This is a genomic window from Variovorax sp. ISS6 (assembly GCF_056523145.1).
The window spans coordinates 4,180,269-4,192,886 of record NZ_JAWRZC010000001.1 but is presented as its reverse complement, the minus strand read 5'-3'; the positions used below and the strand labels follow the sequence as shown (position 1 = coordinate 4,192,886).

At 67.6% G+C, this 12,618-nt stretch carries 12 protein-coding genes and 1 tRNA gene; 7 read left to right on the top strand and 6 right to left on the bottom strand.

All coding sequences use genetic code 11. The features are described from left to right. Positions 1 to 23: 23 nt before the first annotated feature. On the bottom strand, positions 24 to 1,823 hold the full coding sequence (locus AC1HIL_RS19585) for an extracellular solute-binding protein (RefSeq protein ID WP_057591722.1): 1,800 nt from the start codon (positions 1,821 to 1,823) through the stop codon (positions 24 to 26). Between the two features lie 38 nt (positions 1,824 to 1,861). On the opposite strand from AC1HIL_RS19585, the gene fabI reads away from it, so the two are divergent. Then, complete coding sequence (gene fabI / locus AC1HIL_RS19580) at positions 1,862 to 2,644, top strand: enoyl-ACP reductase FabI (protein ID WP_479669805.1); 783 nt, start codon at positions 1,862 to 1,864, stop codon at positions 2,642 to 2,644. A 141-nt stretch (positions 2,645 to 2,785) separates the two neighbouring features. Beyond that, the gene (locus tag AC1HIL_RS19575) at positions 2,786 to 3,625 is read left to right on the top strand and encodes a DNA ligase (protein ID WP_413763604.1); all 840 of its coding nucleotides are present in this window, start codon (positions 2,786 to 2,788) and stop codon (positions 3,623 to 3,625) included. Positions 3,626 to 3,663: 38 nt separating this feature from the next. Here AC1HIL_RS19575 and AC1HIL_RS19570 read toward each other — a convergent pair whose 3' ends face one another. Beyond that, positions 3,664 to 5,961, bottom strand: a complete 2,298-nt coding sequence (locus tag AC1HIL_RS19570; RefSeq protein WP_057591725.1) for an arginine/lysine/ornithine decarboxylase — start codon at positions 5,959 to 5,961, stop codon at positions 3,664 to 3,666. Between the two features lie 211 nt (positions 5,962 to 6,172). Between AC1HIL_RS19570 and AC1HIL_RS19565 the strand changes: the two genes are divergently transcribed. From AC1HIL_RS19565 to AC1HIL_RS19545, 5 genes are all read left to right on the top strand, one after another. Continuing rightward, entirely contained in the window at positions 6,173 to 6,598 is a 426-nt protein-coding gene (locus tag AC1HIL_RS19565) for an NfeD family protein (RefSeq protein WP_057591726.1), read from the top strand. Positions 6,599 to 6,632: 34 nt separating this feature from the next. Then, complete coding sequence (locus AC1HIL_RS19560; RefSeq protein ID WP_057591727.1) at positions 6,633 to 7,565, top strand: SPFH domain-containing protein; 933 nt, start codon at positions 6,633 to 6,635, stop codon at positions 7,563 to 7,565. A 45-nt stretch (positions 7,566 to 7,610) separates the two neighbouring features. Beyond that, a tRNA-Ser gene (locus AC1HIL_RS19555) sits at positions 7,611 to 7,701 on the top strand. Positions 7,702 to 7,840: 139 nt separating this feature from the next. Further along, positions 7,841 to 8,203, top strand: a complete 363-nt coding sequence (locus AC1HIL_RS19550) for a hypothetical protein (RefSeq protein ID WP_057591728.1) — start codon at positions 7,841 to 7,843, stop codon at positions 8,201 to 8,203. Positions 8,204 to 8,342: 139 nt separating this feature from the next. Next, positions 8,343 to 8,732: a response regulator gene (locus tag AC1HIL_RS19545; protein ID WP_057591729.1), complete on the top strand. Its 390-nt coding sequence runs from the start codon at positions 8,343 to 8,345 to the stop codon at positions 8,730 to 8,732. Positions 8,733 to 8,839: 107 nt separating this feature from the next. On the opposite strand, the gene AC1HIL_RS19540 is transcribed toward AC1HIL_RS19545, so the two are convergent. The 4 genes from AC1HIL_RS19540 to AC1HIL_RS19525 all read right to left on the bottom strand — a co-directional run bounded on the left by AC1HIL_RS19540 (position 8,840) and on the right by AC1HIL_RS19525 (position 12,604). Continuing rightward, positions 8,840 to 10,048, bottom strand: coding sequence for a branched-chain amino acid ABC transporter substrate-binding protein (locus AC1HIL_RS19540; protein WP_057591730.1), 1,209 nt, complete (start codon positions 10,046 to 10,048; stop codon positions 8,840 to 8,842). Between the two features lie 149 nt (positions 10,049 to 10,197). Further along, on the bottom strand, positions 10,198 to 10,617 hold the full coding sequence (locus AC1HIL_RS19535) for a hypothetical protein (RefSeq protein WP_422097121.1): 420 nt from the start codon (positions 10,615 to 10,617) through the stop codon (positions 10,198 to 10,200). Then, a complete protein-coding gene (locus AC1HIL_RS19530; protein WP_057591732.1) occupies positions 10,617 to 11,060 on the bottom strand; it encodes a DNA polymerase III subunit chi in 444 nt (147 codons plus the stop codon). The genes AC1HIL_RS19535 and AC1HIL_RS19530 overlap by 1 nt, the downstream gene beginning before the upstream one ends. Further along, the gene (locus AC1HIL_RS19525; RefSeq protein ID WP_479669804.1) at positions 11,057 to 12,604 is read right to left on the bottom strand and encodes a leucyl aminopeptidase; all 1,548 of its coding nucleotides are present in this window, start codon (positions 12,602 to 12,604) and stop codon (positions 11,057 to 11,059) included. The genes AC1HIL_RS19530 and AC1HIL_RS19525 overlap by 4 nt, the downstream gene beginning before the upstream one ends. Positions 12,605 to 12,618 lie beyond the last annotated feature (14 nt).

Genomic DNA, 12,618 nt, shown 5'->3' with positions numbered 1-12,618 from the left:
GATCTTTTCGGGTGCGGCTGGCGCTACTTGTTGGCCGGCGAGGCCCACCACGTCGCGAGGGCCCAGTCGCCGACATCGTAGTACGGCGGAACGGTCGGCGGCAGCACCACGCCGGCCGGCCGGTAGCCGACCAGGAAGGCGCTGCCGTAGTACATCGGGATCGAGTAGTAGCCGGCCGAGAGCACGCGGTCGAGCACGCGCAGGGCCGTGGTGAGCTCGGGGCGCGTGGTGGCCGACACCACCTTGCCGACGATGGCGTCGACCGCCGGATCGGCGATGCCCCAGTAGTTGGAAGAGCCCGGCGTCTCGGCCGACTTCGAACCGAACAGCTCGAACAGCTCGCCGCCCGGCGCGCTGTTGCCCGGCAGCCGCATCGAGGTCATGTCGAAGTCGTAGTTCTGCATGCGCTGCTGCGAGAGCGAGAAGTCGACGGTGCGAAAGCTCATCTCGATGCCCAGCTTCTTCAGCGCGGTCTGCAGCGGCGTGGCGACGCGGATCAGCGAGGGCTGGTCGTTGAGGAACTCGATCGTGAAGGCCTCGTTCTTCGCATTGCGCAGCGCGCCGTCGCGGTAGGTCCAGCCGGCCTCGGCCAAGAGCGCCCTCGCCTTGCGCAGGTTCTCGCGCAGGCTGCCGGGCGGATCGGTGCTCGCGGGCACCGGCGCGGGCCCGAACACCTCGGGCCGGAGCTTGGCGCGCAGCGGCTCCATCAGCGCCAGTTCGTCGGGCCCGGGCAGGCCTTCCGCGTGGAAGTCGCTGTTCGGGAAATAGCCCTGCACCCGCGTGTAGATGCCGTAGAACAGCTGGCGGTTGAGCCACTCGAAGTCCATCGCGAGGCCGATGGCTTGGCGCACGCGCACGTCCTTGAACTTGTCGCGGCGCGTATTGAAGATGTAGCCCTGGAAGTCGCCGGGGTTGTGGTTCTCGAAGCCGCGCTTGACGATCTCGCCGCTGTCGAACTGCTTGCCCTTGTACTGGCGCGCCCAGTTGCGCGAGACGAACTCGCGCATGAAGTCGAACTCGCCGGCCTTCAGGCCCTCGAAGCGCGCGGTCTCGTCGAGATAGACCTTGTAGGCGATGCGGTCGAAGTTGAACAGGCCCTTGCGCACCGGCAGGTCCGCGCCCCAGTAGTCGGCGCGGCGCACGTAGGTGATGTCGCGGCCCAGCCGGTCGCTCGCGGGCTTGTAGGGACCGGAGGCGATCGGCACCTCGGTCACGATCTGGTCGAAGGGCTTGCCGCCGCCCCATTGGCGGCTGAAGACGGCCATGCTGCCGACCACCAGCGGCAGCTCGCGGTTCGGGCTCGCGAAGTCGAAGCGCACCGTGCGTTCGCCGAGCGCGGTCGCCTTCTTGACCTCGGCATAGATGGTCTTGAACTGCGGCGCCGCGAGCGGGCCGATCAGGGTCTGGAACGAATGGACCACGTCGGCCGCCAGCACCGGCGAGCCGTCGTTGAAGCGGGCCTTGGGATTGAGCCTGAAGGTCACCGAGAGCCGGTCGGGCGCCACGTCGATGTCCTCGGCCAGCAGGCCGTAGACGGTGGTCGGCTCCTCGGAGTTGCCGGTCATCAGGCTCTCGAACATCAGCGCGCCGAGGCCCGAGGGCCCGGTACCCTTGAGCGTGAACGGGTTGAACTTGTCGAAATTGGTGGGCCGGGTCGGCGGCACCAGCCTGAATTCACCGCCCTTGGGCGCGTTCGGATTCACGTAATCGAAGTGCGTGAAGCCCGGCGCGTACTTGATGTCGCCGAATTGCGCGTACGCATGGGCGGCCCACGAAGGGGCCGCCGAGAGCGCCAAACCGAACCAGAGCAGCCAACCTCGCATGCGAGAATTCTGCCCCGAGATTTTCACGAGGCAACTCCATGGGCTTTCTTTCCGGCAAAAAACTCCTGATCACCGGCGTGCTGAGCAACCGCTCCATCGCCTACGGCATCGCCAAGGCCTGCCATGAACAGGGTGCCGAGCTCGCCTTCAGCTATGTCGGCGAGCGCTTCAAGGACCGCATCACCGAGTTCGCGGCCGACTTCGATTCCAAGCTGATCTTCGACTGCGACGTCGGCGACGACGCCCAGATCGAGCAGCTGTTCGCCGACCTGTCGCAGGCCTGGCCGAAGTTCGACGGCTTCGTGCACAGCATCGGCTTCGCGCCGCGCGAGGCGATCGCGGGCGACTTCCTCGAGGGCCTGTCGCGCGAGGGCTTCCGCATCGCGCACGACATCAGCGCCTACAGTTTCCCGGCGATGGCGAAGGCGGCCCAGCCCTACCTCGACGACCGGTCGGCCCTGCTCACGCTGACCTACCTGGGCGCCGAGCGCGCGCTGCCCAACTACAACACCATGGGCCTGGCCAAGGCCTCGCTCGAGGCCTCGGTGCGCTACACGGCGGCCTCGCTGGGCCCGAAGGGCGTGCGCGTCAACGGCATCAGCGCCGGCCCGATCAAGACGCTCGCGGCCAGCGGCATCAAGGGCTTCGGCAAAATGCTCGGCGCCGTGGCCGAGGCCTCGCCGATCCGGCGCAACGTGACGATCGAGGAAGTCGGCAACGTAGCGGCCTTCCTGCTGAGCGACCTCGCCAGCGGCGTGACGGCCGAGATCACCTACGTCGACGGCGGCTTCAGCAACGTCGTCGGCGGCATGGCCGAGTAAGCGGCCAAGCTGCTCACGGGCGCGGCCTCGCGCCCGTCGGACGGCGATGCGCGCCGGTCGCGCCGCGCTTGCCCCGCCATGGAACTTCGGCCACAAATGGGCATCCATCGGTCGTTTCCAGCTACTCATTTCATAGCACCCGTGCTCCATCGACGTTCCCTGCTGCTCGCCACCCTGGGCCTCGTGCTGGCCTTGCCCGCGCGCGCCGGTGCGCCGGCCCTGATGCTGGCCGAGGTCTACAAGCCGGGCATGTCGCTGGCCGACTACTGGGTCAGCGAGAAATACGACGGCGTGCGCGCGTACTGGGACGGGCGGCAGCTCTACACGCGCGGCGGCGAGCGCATCGTGGCGCCGGCCTGGTTCACCGCGACGCTGCCCAAGCAGCCGCTCGACGGCGAACTCTGGGCCGGCCGCGGACGCTTCGCGCATGCGGTGTCGACGGTGCGCAGCCAGGCGCCCAACGACGTCGCCTGGCACGAGATGAAGTTCATGGTGTTCGACCTGCCGGCCCAGGGCGGTGACTTCACGGCCCGCCTCGGCGTGCTGCGCAGGCTGCTGCCGATCACGGACGCGCCCTGGGTGGTCGCGGTGCCGCAGGAACGCGCGACCACGGCCGAGGCGCTGCAGGCGCTGCTCGACAAGACCGTGAAGATGGGCGGCGAAGGCCTGATGCTGCACCGCGGCGCCTCGCTCTACCGCGCCGAGCGCAACAACGACCTGCTCAAGGTCAAGACCCACGACGATGCCGAGGCCCGCGTGGTCGGCCACGTGCCCGGCAAGGGCAGGCATGCCCAGCGGCTCGGCGCGCTGCTGGTCGAGATGCCTGGCGGCCAGCGCTTCAAGCTGGGCACCGGCCTGAGCGATGCCGAGCGCGAGCATCCGCCCGCGATCGGCACCTGGGTCACCTACCGCTACAACGGGCTCACGGCCGGCGGGCTGCCGCGCTTCGCACGCTTCGTGCGCGTGCGCGAGGACGGCTGAGCCGCCCTGCGCAGCCGTCTCCCCTCGCGCTTCGGCGCTCAGGCGCTCTTCCGCACGCAGTCGGCGTAATAGCGCTTCTTGCCCGTCTCGTCGACACGTGCCACCAGGCCGTGGATGTCGGTCTCGAAACCCGGGCACTGCGTGTTGAACTCGCGCGAGAACTTCAGGTAGTCGACGATCTTCTTGTTGAAGACCTCGCCCGGGATCAGGAGCGGAATGCCCGGCGGGTACGGCGTGATCAGGCTGGTGGTGATGCGGCCCTCGAGTTCGTCGATCTCCACGCGCTCGGTCTTGCGGTGCGCGATGTGCGCGAAGGCGTCGCTGGGCTTCATCGCGGGCGTGAGGTCGCTCAGGTACATCTCGGTCGTCAGGCGGGCCACGTCGTAGCGCGCGTAGAGCTGGTGGATGTGCTGGCACAGGTCGCGCAGGCCGAGGCGCTCGTAACCGGTGTGCTGCTGGCAGAACTCCGGCATGATCCGCCACATCGGCTGGTTGCGCGCGTAGTCGTCCTTGAACTGCTGCAGCGCCGTCAGCAGCGTGTTCCAGCGGCCCTTGGTGATGCCGATGGTGAACATGATGAAGAAGCTGTAGAGGCCGGTCTTCTCGACGATCACGCCGTGCTCGGCGAGGAACTTGGTCACCACGCTGGCGGGAATGCCGCTCTCGGCGAAGTTGCCCTCGAGGTCCAGGCCCGGCGTCACGATGGTCGACTTGATCGGGTCGAGCATGTTGAAGCCGTCGACCAGTTCGCCGAAGCCGTGCCAGTTGCGCGGCGACTTCTTCGAGCGGCTCTTGCCGTTCTTCTCGCCGTGCATGATCCAGTCGTCCGGCACGCCGATGCCCTCGTCCACGAGCTTCTCGGGCCCCCAGACCTTGAACCACCACTCGTCCTTGCCGAACTCCTCCTCGACCTTGCGCATGGCGCGGCGGAAGTCGAGCGCCTCGAGGATGCTCTCCTCCACCAGCGCGGTGCCGCCGGGCGGCTCCATCATCGCGGCGGCCACGTCGCAGCTCGCGATGATCGCGTACTGCGGGCTGGTCGACGAGTGCATCAGGTAGGCCTCGTTGAACAGGTCGCGGTCGAGCTGGCGGTTCTGCGAGTCCTGCACCAGCACGTGGCTGGCCTGGCTGATGCCGGCCAGCAGCTTGTGCGTGGACTGGGTCGCGAACACCAGCGACTCCTTCGGCCGCACGCGGCGCTTGCCCATCGCGTGGTAGGAGCCGTAGAAGGGGTGGAAGGCGGCGTGCGGCAGCCAGGCCTCGTCGAAGTGCAGCGTGTCGACGTAGCCGTCGAGCGTGTTCTTGATGGTCTCGGTGTTGTAGATCACGCCGTCGTAGGTCGACTGCGTGAGCGTCATCACGCGCGGCTTGACCTTGTTGGCATCGACGTCCGCCAGCAGCGGATTGGCCTTGATCTTGGCCTTGATGGCCTCGGGCTCGAACTCGCTCTTGGGGATCGGGCCGATGATGCCGAAGTGGTTGCGCGTGGGCTTCATGAAGACGGGGATCGCGCCCGTCATGATGATCGCGTGCAGGATCGACTTGTGGCAGTTGCGGTCCACCACCACCACGTCGTCGGGCGCCACCGTGTGGTGCCACACCATCTTGTTGCTGGTGCTGGTGCCGTTGGTCACGAAGAAGCAGTGGTCGGCATTGAAGATGCGCGCCGCGTTGCGCTCGCTGGCCGCCACCGGGCCGGTGTGGTCGAGCAGCTGGCCCAGTTCCTCCACCGCGTTGCAGACGTCGGCGCGCAGCATGTTCTCGCCGAAGAACTGGTGGAACATCTGGCCCACCGGGCTCTTGAGGAAGGCCACGCCGCCCGAGTGGCCCGGGCAGTGCCACGAGTAGGAGCCGTCTTCCGCGTAGTCGATCAGCGCCTTGAAGAACGGCGGCTGCACGCTCTCGAGGTAGCTCTTGGCCTCGCGGATGATGTGGCGCGCCACGAATTCGGGGGTGTCCTCGAACATGTGGATGAAGCCGTGCAGCTCGCGCAGGATGTCGTTCGGGATGTGGCGCGAGGTCTTGGTCTCGCCGTAGATGTAGATCGGCACGTCGGCGTTCTTGCGCCGCACTTCGCCGATGAAATTGCGCAGGTTCAGCACCGCCGGATCGAGGTCGGGCCCGATCGAGAATTCCTCGTCGTCGATCGACAGGATGAAGGCGCTGGCACGGCTTTGCTGCTGAGCGAACTGGCTCAGGTCGCCGTAGCTCGTGACGCCCAGCACCTCGAAGCCTTCCGTCTCGATGGCCTGCGCGAGCGCGCGGATGCCGAGGCCCGAGGTGTTCTCGGAGCGGAAGTCCTCGTCGATGATGACGATGGGGAAGCGGAATTTCATGGGGCAGAGCTCCGGGACAGGCAATGAGGCGCGAAGTGTACGGAATTCAGATGAAGAATTCGCCCGCGCGCGCAATGCCCGCCGAATGTCGCCGCGATGCGTCCCGCCGCGCCGCGCCGGGAGCCCCCACAAAGTGCAGGCGAGTCCGGGCGCGCGGGAGCGCATGCCTCAGAATGGGGTCGCCTGAAACAAAACAAGGAAGGAGATGTCAATGGCGAATTCCACGATCTGGTGGTTGATCGCTGGCGCGGCAATCGTGGTCGAGCTCCTGTCCGGCACGATCTACCTGCTGCTGCTGGCCGGCGGATTCGCCGCCGCGGCGATCTCCGCCCACCTGGGCTTCGGCACAGTCACCCAGCTGCTGGTGGCCGCCGTCGTCGGCGTGGTCGCGGTGCTGGCCTGGTACTCGATCCAGCGCAAGCGCCCGCCGCCCCCACCCACCGAAGCCAACCGCGACCTCAATCTCGACATCGGCGAGCGCGTGCAGGTCGAGGCCTGGAATCCCGACGGCACCGCCACCGTGCGCTACCGCGGCGCCCAGTGGACCGTCGTGCAGCGCGCGGGCCATGCGCCCTCCACCGGCGAGCACCGCGTGGTGGAGGTGGTCGGCAGCCGGCTGGTGGTCGACAAGATCTAGAACCCGAGAACGAAAGAGGAAAGGTACAGAAGCCATGGAATATTCGGTCCCCGTCATCATCCTGGTCATCGCGATCATCTTCATCAGCCAGTCGGTGAAGTTCGTGCCGCAGCAGAACGCCTGGGTGCGCGAGCGCCTGGGCAAGTACCACGGCACCATGACGCCCGGCCCCAACTTCCTGATCCCGTTCATCGACCGCGTGGCCTACAAGCACAGCCTGAAGGAGATCCCGCTCGACGTGCCGAGCCAGATCTGCATCACGCGCGACAACACGCAACTGCAGGTCGACGGCATCCTCTACTTCCAGGTCACCGACCCGATGCGCGCGAGCTACGGCTCGTCGAACTACATCGTGGCCGTGACCCAGCTCGCCCAGACCTCGCTGCGCAGCGTGATCGGCAAGCTGGAGCTCGACAAGACCTTCGAGGAGCGCGACGTCATCAATGCCCAGGTGGTCGCGGCCATCGACGAGGCGGCGCTCAACTGGGGCGTGAAGGTGCTGCGCTACGAGATCAAGGACCTGACGCCGCCGAAGGAAATCCTGCAGGCGATGCAGCGCCAGATCACGGCCGAACGCGAGAAGCGCGCGCTGATCGCGGCCTCCGAGGGCCGGCGCCAGGAGCAGATCAACATCGCCACCGGCGAACGCGAGGCCTTCATCGCGCGCTCCGAGGGCGAGAAGCAGGCCCAGATCAACAACGCCCAGGGCGAGGCGGCCGCGATCACCGCGGTGGCCACCGCGACGGCCGACGCCATCGAACGCGTGGCCGCCGCGATCCAGCAGCCGGGCGGCGAACAGGCGGTGCAGCTCAAGGTGGCCGAACGCGCGGTCGATGCCTACGGCAAGGTCGCGGCCGACTCCAAGACCACGCTGATCGTGCCGAGCAACATGACCGAGACCGCGGCGCTGATCGCCTCGGCCATGCGCATGGTGCAGGCCGGCAAGTCCTCGGGGCCGACGGCCTGAAGCTTTCCGGAAACGGCCCCGGCGACTGCTACAATCGTGGGCTTCGGAGCGGTGGATGAGCGGTTTAAGTCGCACGCCTGGAAAGCGTGTGAGGGTTAATAGCCCTCCGCGGGTTCGAATCCCGCCTGCTCCGCCAGAGAGTCTTTGTTCGCAACCGTTCGCGAACATGCAGGAAGCCCGAGTTGCCATTGGCACTTGGGCTTTTTTGTGGGCGCCCGTTGCTCGCGCGCGACTGGCGTACGATCCGCAGGTTCTCAGTTCCCAGGAGGCGCCGCATGGCAGGACACCCCAGCACCAAGCCGCTCGGCAGCACGTCGCTCGACCGCACCCTCGAAAAGACCGAGCAGGTCGCCGCCGACGTGCAGAAGGCCTCCGACAACCTCGCGGTGGTCAACACCGTGCTCGAGCAGGAGCTGCCCGAGGAGGTGCAGGTGGGCGACGTGGCGCTGGCCATCGCGCACACCAGCCAGCTCGAGGAAAAGCTCGCGCAATCGGCCGAGCAGCTCGCCGAGGTCAATGCCGCGCTCAGCGAGGAGATCGAGAAGCGCATCGAAGCCACGGCCCAGCGCGACGAGAGCGTGGCCCGCGCGAAGAAGCTCGAGCAGGCCGCCGGCACGGGCAAGAGCGCGAACGACTGACGCCGCGCGCTTGGGCGATGCCCGAGCGCCTCGGTCATCGCATGAAATAGGGACACGCCGCGTTTCTCCGTCTCCTTTCTCCTACGCGGCAAGCTCGCGCGGCACGCTACGCTATTGGTTCTCACACCCTATCCGTGGCATGGCCCTCATCACGTTCCTCGTCGAGGACAACAAGACCATCAGGGACAACCTGGTTCCGGCACTCGAGGACCTCGTGAATGCCCAAGTCGTTGGCTTTGCCGAAACCGAATCCGAAGCGCTGGCATGGCTGCGCGACCATCCGGCCGAGTGGCAGCTGCTGATCGTCGACCTGTTCCTCAAGGAAGGCTCGGGCCTGGGCGTGCTCGCGGGCTGCAAGGAACGCCGTCCCGGCCAGCGCGCGGTGGTGCTGAGCAACTACGTGACGGCCGACATCCGTACGCGCTGCGAGACCCTCGGCGCCGACGCGGTCTTCGACAAGTCGCGCGACCTCGACGCCTTCATCGAGTACTGCAACACCGACCGCCCCTCGGGACTCGCGCCGCTCTGAAGCCACGGGCGCCCATCGCCCGCCTCTGCACTTCCTTGTGTCGTTTCGAACGCCCATGAAAAAAGGGCCCGAAGGCCCTTTCTCGTTGGAACGCGGATCGCAGCCGATCAACGAACCACGGCGATCTGCGTACGCTGGCCACCCTTGTAGGTGTAGAGCGTCAGCGCGCCGTTCTTGATGTCGCCCTTCTCGTCGAAGGCGATCGGGCCGGTCACGCCCTTGTACTGGATCTTGCCCACTTCGGGCAGGTACTTCTCGGGGTCGGACGAACCGGCCTTGACCATGGCTTCGGCCAGCACGTTGACCGCGTCGTAGACGTACGGTGCGTAGATCTGGACGTCGACACCGTTCTTGGCCTTGAACTTGGTCTTGAAGTCTTCCAGCGGCTGCTTGAAGTCGCCGTCCACGCCGCCGGCTTCGGCGCACACCACCATGTCTTCGCCGATGGCATCGCCAGCGAGCTTCGGCAGTTCGCCGGTGCACAGGCCGTCGCCGCCCATGAACTTGACGTTCAGGCCGAGCTGCTTGACCTGCTTGAGCATCGGGCCGCCGACGGCGTCCATGCCGCCGAAGAACAGCACGTCGGGCTTGGCCGACTTGAGCTTGGTCAGGATGGCGTTGAAGTCGGTCGACTTGTCGGTGGTGAATTCGTGGCCCACGATGGTGGCGCCGGCGGCCTTGGCCGACTTCTCGAATTCTTCGGCGACGCCCTGGCCGTAGGCCGTGCGGTCGTCGATCACGGCGATGTTCTTGCCCTTGAGCGTTTCGACCGCGTACTTGCCCAGCGTGCCGCCGAGTTGCGTGTCGTCGGCCACCACGCGGAAGGTGGTCTTGAAGCCCTGGCGGGTGTACTTGGGGTTCGTCGCCGACGGCGAGATCTGGGGGATGCCGGCGTCGCTGTAGAGCTTCGAGGCGGGGATGGTGGTGCCCGAGTTCAGGTGGCCGACCACGCCGTTGACCTTGCTGTCGACCAGCTTCTGGGCCACGGCCGTGCCTTGCTTCGGATCGCCTGCGTCGTCTTCGGCGACCAGTTCGAACTTGGCGACCTTGTCGCCGATCTTCAGACCCTTGGCGTTCAGTTCCTCGATCGCCATCTTGGCGCCGAACTCGTTGTCCTTGCCGAGGTGGGCAATGGGACCGCTGGTCGGAGCCACGTGGCCGATCTTCACGACCAGTGCATCGGCGGGAGGTGCAGCGGGTGCCGGGGCGGCCGCGGTGGGCGCCGGGGCAGCAGCGGGTGCCGCAGCTTCTTCTTTCTTGCCGCAAGCCACCAGCGTGAGTGCAGCCAGAGCGACCGCAGTCCATTTCAATTGCATGAGAACCTCCAGAACATGGATGATGAGATTGAGAAACCGGTCGTGTGATCCGGGCGCTCCTGACCTCGCAAGTTCCGCGCCGCAGACCCGGGCCACCCTAACCCTCCAGCTTTGGCCCACCCGACCTGGCGCGCAGTTTAGCCGAAGCATCACCCCTCGAAAGTTGGCGTAGACCCTGGGTTTTCCGAGAGTTCGGCGGCCATCGCCTCGATCACCAGAGCGCGCAAAACGGCTTCGATTTCGCCGCGCAAACGCGGCACCATCGCATCGAGTTGCTGCTGCACGGCGGCCGCCACCGTGTCGCTCAAACGCTCCTCGAGCGAGAAGTCCACGCGCTGCAGAACGCGGTGCAGCAACTGCTCCTCGAGCCGCACGATGTCGGCCTCGGAACGCTGCACCGCGGGCGGCAGTGCGACGGCCTGGGCCGGGTCGGGCATGGCCGGCGCGGCGGCGTCCGGACCCGCGTTGTCCGTCGATGGCGAATGCGCCGCGACCGGCTCGGCGGGCAGGTCGAGCACCGTCGTCAGGGTGGGAACGAAACGCGGCGGCGTGCGGGTCGGACTGGCCATCAGGATGCGCTCCTCGCGAAGTCGTGCGGCTGGATCGTGTAGCCGCGGTCGGCATAGTGGCGCCAGCGCGCGCGGCCGATCTGGCGGTCGTCGGGTTCGTTGCTCACGATGTCGATCAGGCGCTCGTAGCGCTCGAAGCCCGCGGGCACCTGTGCCCCGAGATTGACCAGCAGTTCGCGGTGCGGCAGCGCCGCCGATTCCGCGCCCTCGTCGGCCAGGATCACGGGCGAGCGCGACAGCACGTGGGCCGGCGCGTCGGCTCGGCAATGCGCGACGAACTCGGTCGGCGCCAGTTGCCAGAGCCCGGCATCGACCGCGTCGAGCCATTGCGCCTCGCCGACCACCACCACGCGCATGCCGCGCGTGGCGACGGCCTTGCGCACGAGCCGGCAGGCGTAGCTGAGCTTGTCGGGCGCGTTGTAGTGAAAGCCGATCTCCGTCACTGCACCGAACGCGCCTTGCGGGCCGCCGCCTTGCTCTCGCCCTTGCCCTCGTTCTTGCGCTCCGCCCTGGCCTTCGCCTTGGCGCTGTCGGCGGCGGCCGCGCCGTCCTGCGCGCGGCGCGTCAGGTACGAGACCAGCAGGCCCACCGGCCGGCCCGTCGAGCCCTTGGCCGCGCCGCTCTTCCATGCGGTGCCGGCGATGTCCAGGTGCGCCCAGGCGAAGTCGGCCGTGAAGCGCTGCAGGAACTTGGCCGCGGTGATGGCACCGCCCGCCCGGCCGGCCACATTGGCCACGTCGGCGAAGTTGGTCTTCAGGCCCTCGGCATATTCGTCGTCGAGCGGCAGGCGCCAGCAACGGTCCTGCGACGTCTCGCCGGCCGCCTCGAGCGCCGCGGCCAGCGCGTCGTCGCTCGAGAACAGGCCGCTGCGCACGCCGCCCAGGGCCACCACGCAGGCGCCCGTGAGCGTCGCGATGTCGATCACGGCGGCGGGATCGAAGCGCTTGGCGTAGGTCAGCGCGTCGCAGAGGATCAGCCGGCCCTCGGCATCGGTGTTGAGGATCTCGATGGTCTGGCCGCTCATGCTGGTGACCACGTCGCCGGGCTTGATGGCGCGGCCGTCGTTCATGTTCTCGCACGAGGGGATCAGGCCGACCACGTTGATCGCGGGCTTGATGCCGGCGAGCGCGCGGAAGGTGCCGAGCACGCTCGCGGCGCCGCACATGTCGAACTTCATCTCGTCCATTTCGGCCGCCGGCTTGAGCGAGACGCCGCCGGTGTCGAAGGTGATGCCCTTGCCGACCAGCACCACGGGAGCCTGGTCCTTGGGCCCGCCCTGGTAGCGCAGCACGATGAAGCGCAGCGGCTCGGCCGAGCCCTGGGCCACGGCCGCGAAGGCGCCCATGCCGAGCTTGTCGACCTCCTTGGGACCGAGCACCTCGCACTTGATGCCGGGCAGCTTGCCCAGGCCCTTGGCGGCCTCGGCCAGCATCGTCGGCGTGGCATGGTTGGCGGGACGGTTGCCCCACTCCTTGGCGAACTCGATGCCCTCGACGGTGGCGCGCGCCTGCTCGAAGGCCGCGCCGACCGCGACCGCGTCGGCCACGCCGACGATCAGCTGGCGGATGGTGCGCGGCTCGGCCTTGGACTTGGTGGCGGTGTAGACATAGCTGGCGTCGGCGGCCGCGGTCACGGCGCTCGCCACGGCCGCGGGCGCTGCGTCCTGGGCGAAGGCCAGCACCACGCGCTTGGGCGACTGGGCCTTGGCGGCGTTGACCGCGGCGATCACGCCGCTGCGCACCGAGGCCGGCTGGCCGTCGCCGATGGCCGCCAGCACCACGCGGTTGGCGGCCACGTCCTCGGGCCGGTACAGGGACAGCAGCTTGCCGGCCTTGTCGGGCAGGTCGCCGGCCTTGCGGGCGGCCGCGATCTGGACGGAAAGAGGGTCCTTGGACGCGAGCGGCGCGCTGCCCACGAGCACGATCAGGACGTCGGATTTTTCGGCCGCTGCGCGGGCGACGGTGAGGGTCTTGAGTTGAAAGTCCATAATCCTTTTTTTCC

Excerpts from the sequence above, each read along its gene's own strand:
- AC1HIL_RS19565 (WP_057591726.1), top strand. The coding sequence starts at position 6,173 with ATGGCGAATTCCACGATCTGGTGGTTGATCGCTGGCGCGGCAATCGTG.
- AC1HIL_RS19535 (WP_422097121.1), bottom strand. The coding sequence starts at position 10,617 with ATGGCCAGTCCGACCCGCACGCCGCCGCGTTTCGTTCCCACCCTGACG.
- AC1HIL_RS19585 (WP_057591722.1), bottom strand. The coding sequence starts at position 1,823 with ATGCGAGGTTGGCTGCTCTGGTTCGGTTTGGCGCTCTCGGCGGCCCCT.
- AC1HIL_RS19570 (WP_057591725.1), bottom strand. The coding sequence starts at position 5,961 with ATGAAATTCCGCTTCCCCATCGTCATCATCGACGAGGACTTCCGCTCC.
- AC1HIL_RS19550 (WP_057591728.1), top strand. The coding sequence starts at position 7,841 with ATGGCAGGACACCCCAGCACCAAGCCGCTCGGCAGCACGTCGCTCGAC.
- AC1HIL_RS19560 (WP_057591727.1), top strand. The coding sequence starts at position 6,633 with ATGGAATATTCGGTCCCCGTCATCATCCTGGTCATCGCGATCATCTTC.
- AC1HIL_RS19545 (WP_057591729.1), top strand. The coding sequence starts at position 8,343 with ATGGCCCTCATCACGTTCCTCGTCGAGGACAACAAGACCATCAGGGAC.
- AC1HIL_RS19540 (WP_057591730.1), bottom strand. The coding sequence starts at position 10,048 with ATGCAATTGAAATGGACTGCGGTCGCTCTGGCTGCACTCACGCTGGTG.
- AC1HIL_RS19525 (WP_479669804.1), bottom strand. The coding sequence starts at position 12,604 with ATGGACTTTCAACTCAAGACCCTCACCGTCGCCCGCGCAGCGGCCGAA.
- fabI (WP_479669805.1), top strand. The coding sequence starts at position 1,862 with ATGGGCTTTCTTTCCGGCAAAAAACTCCTGATCACCGGCGTGCTGAGC.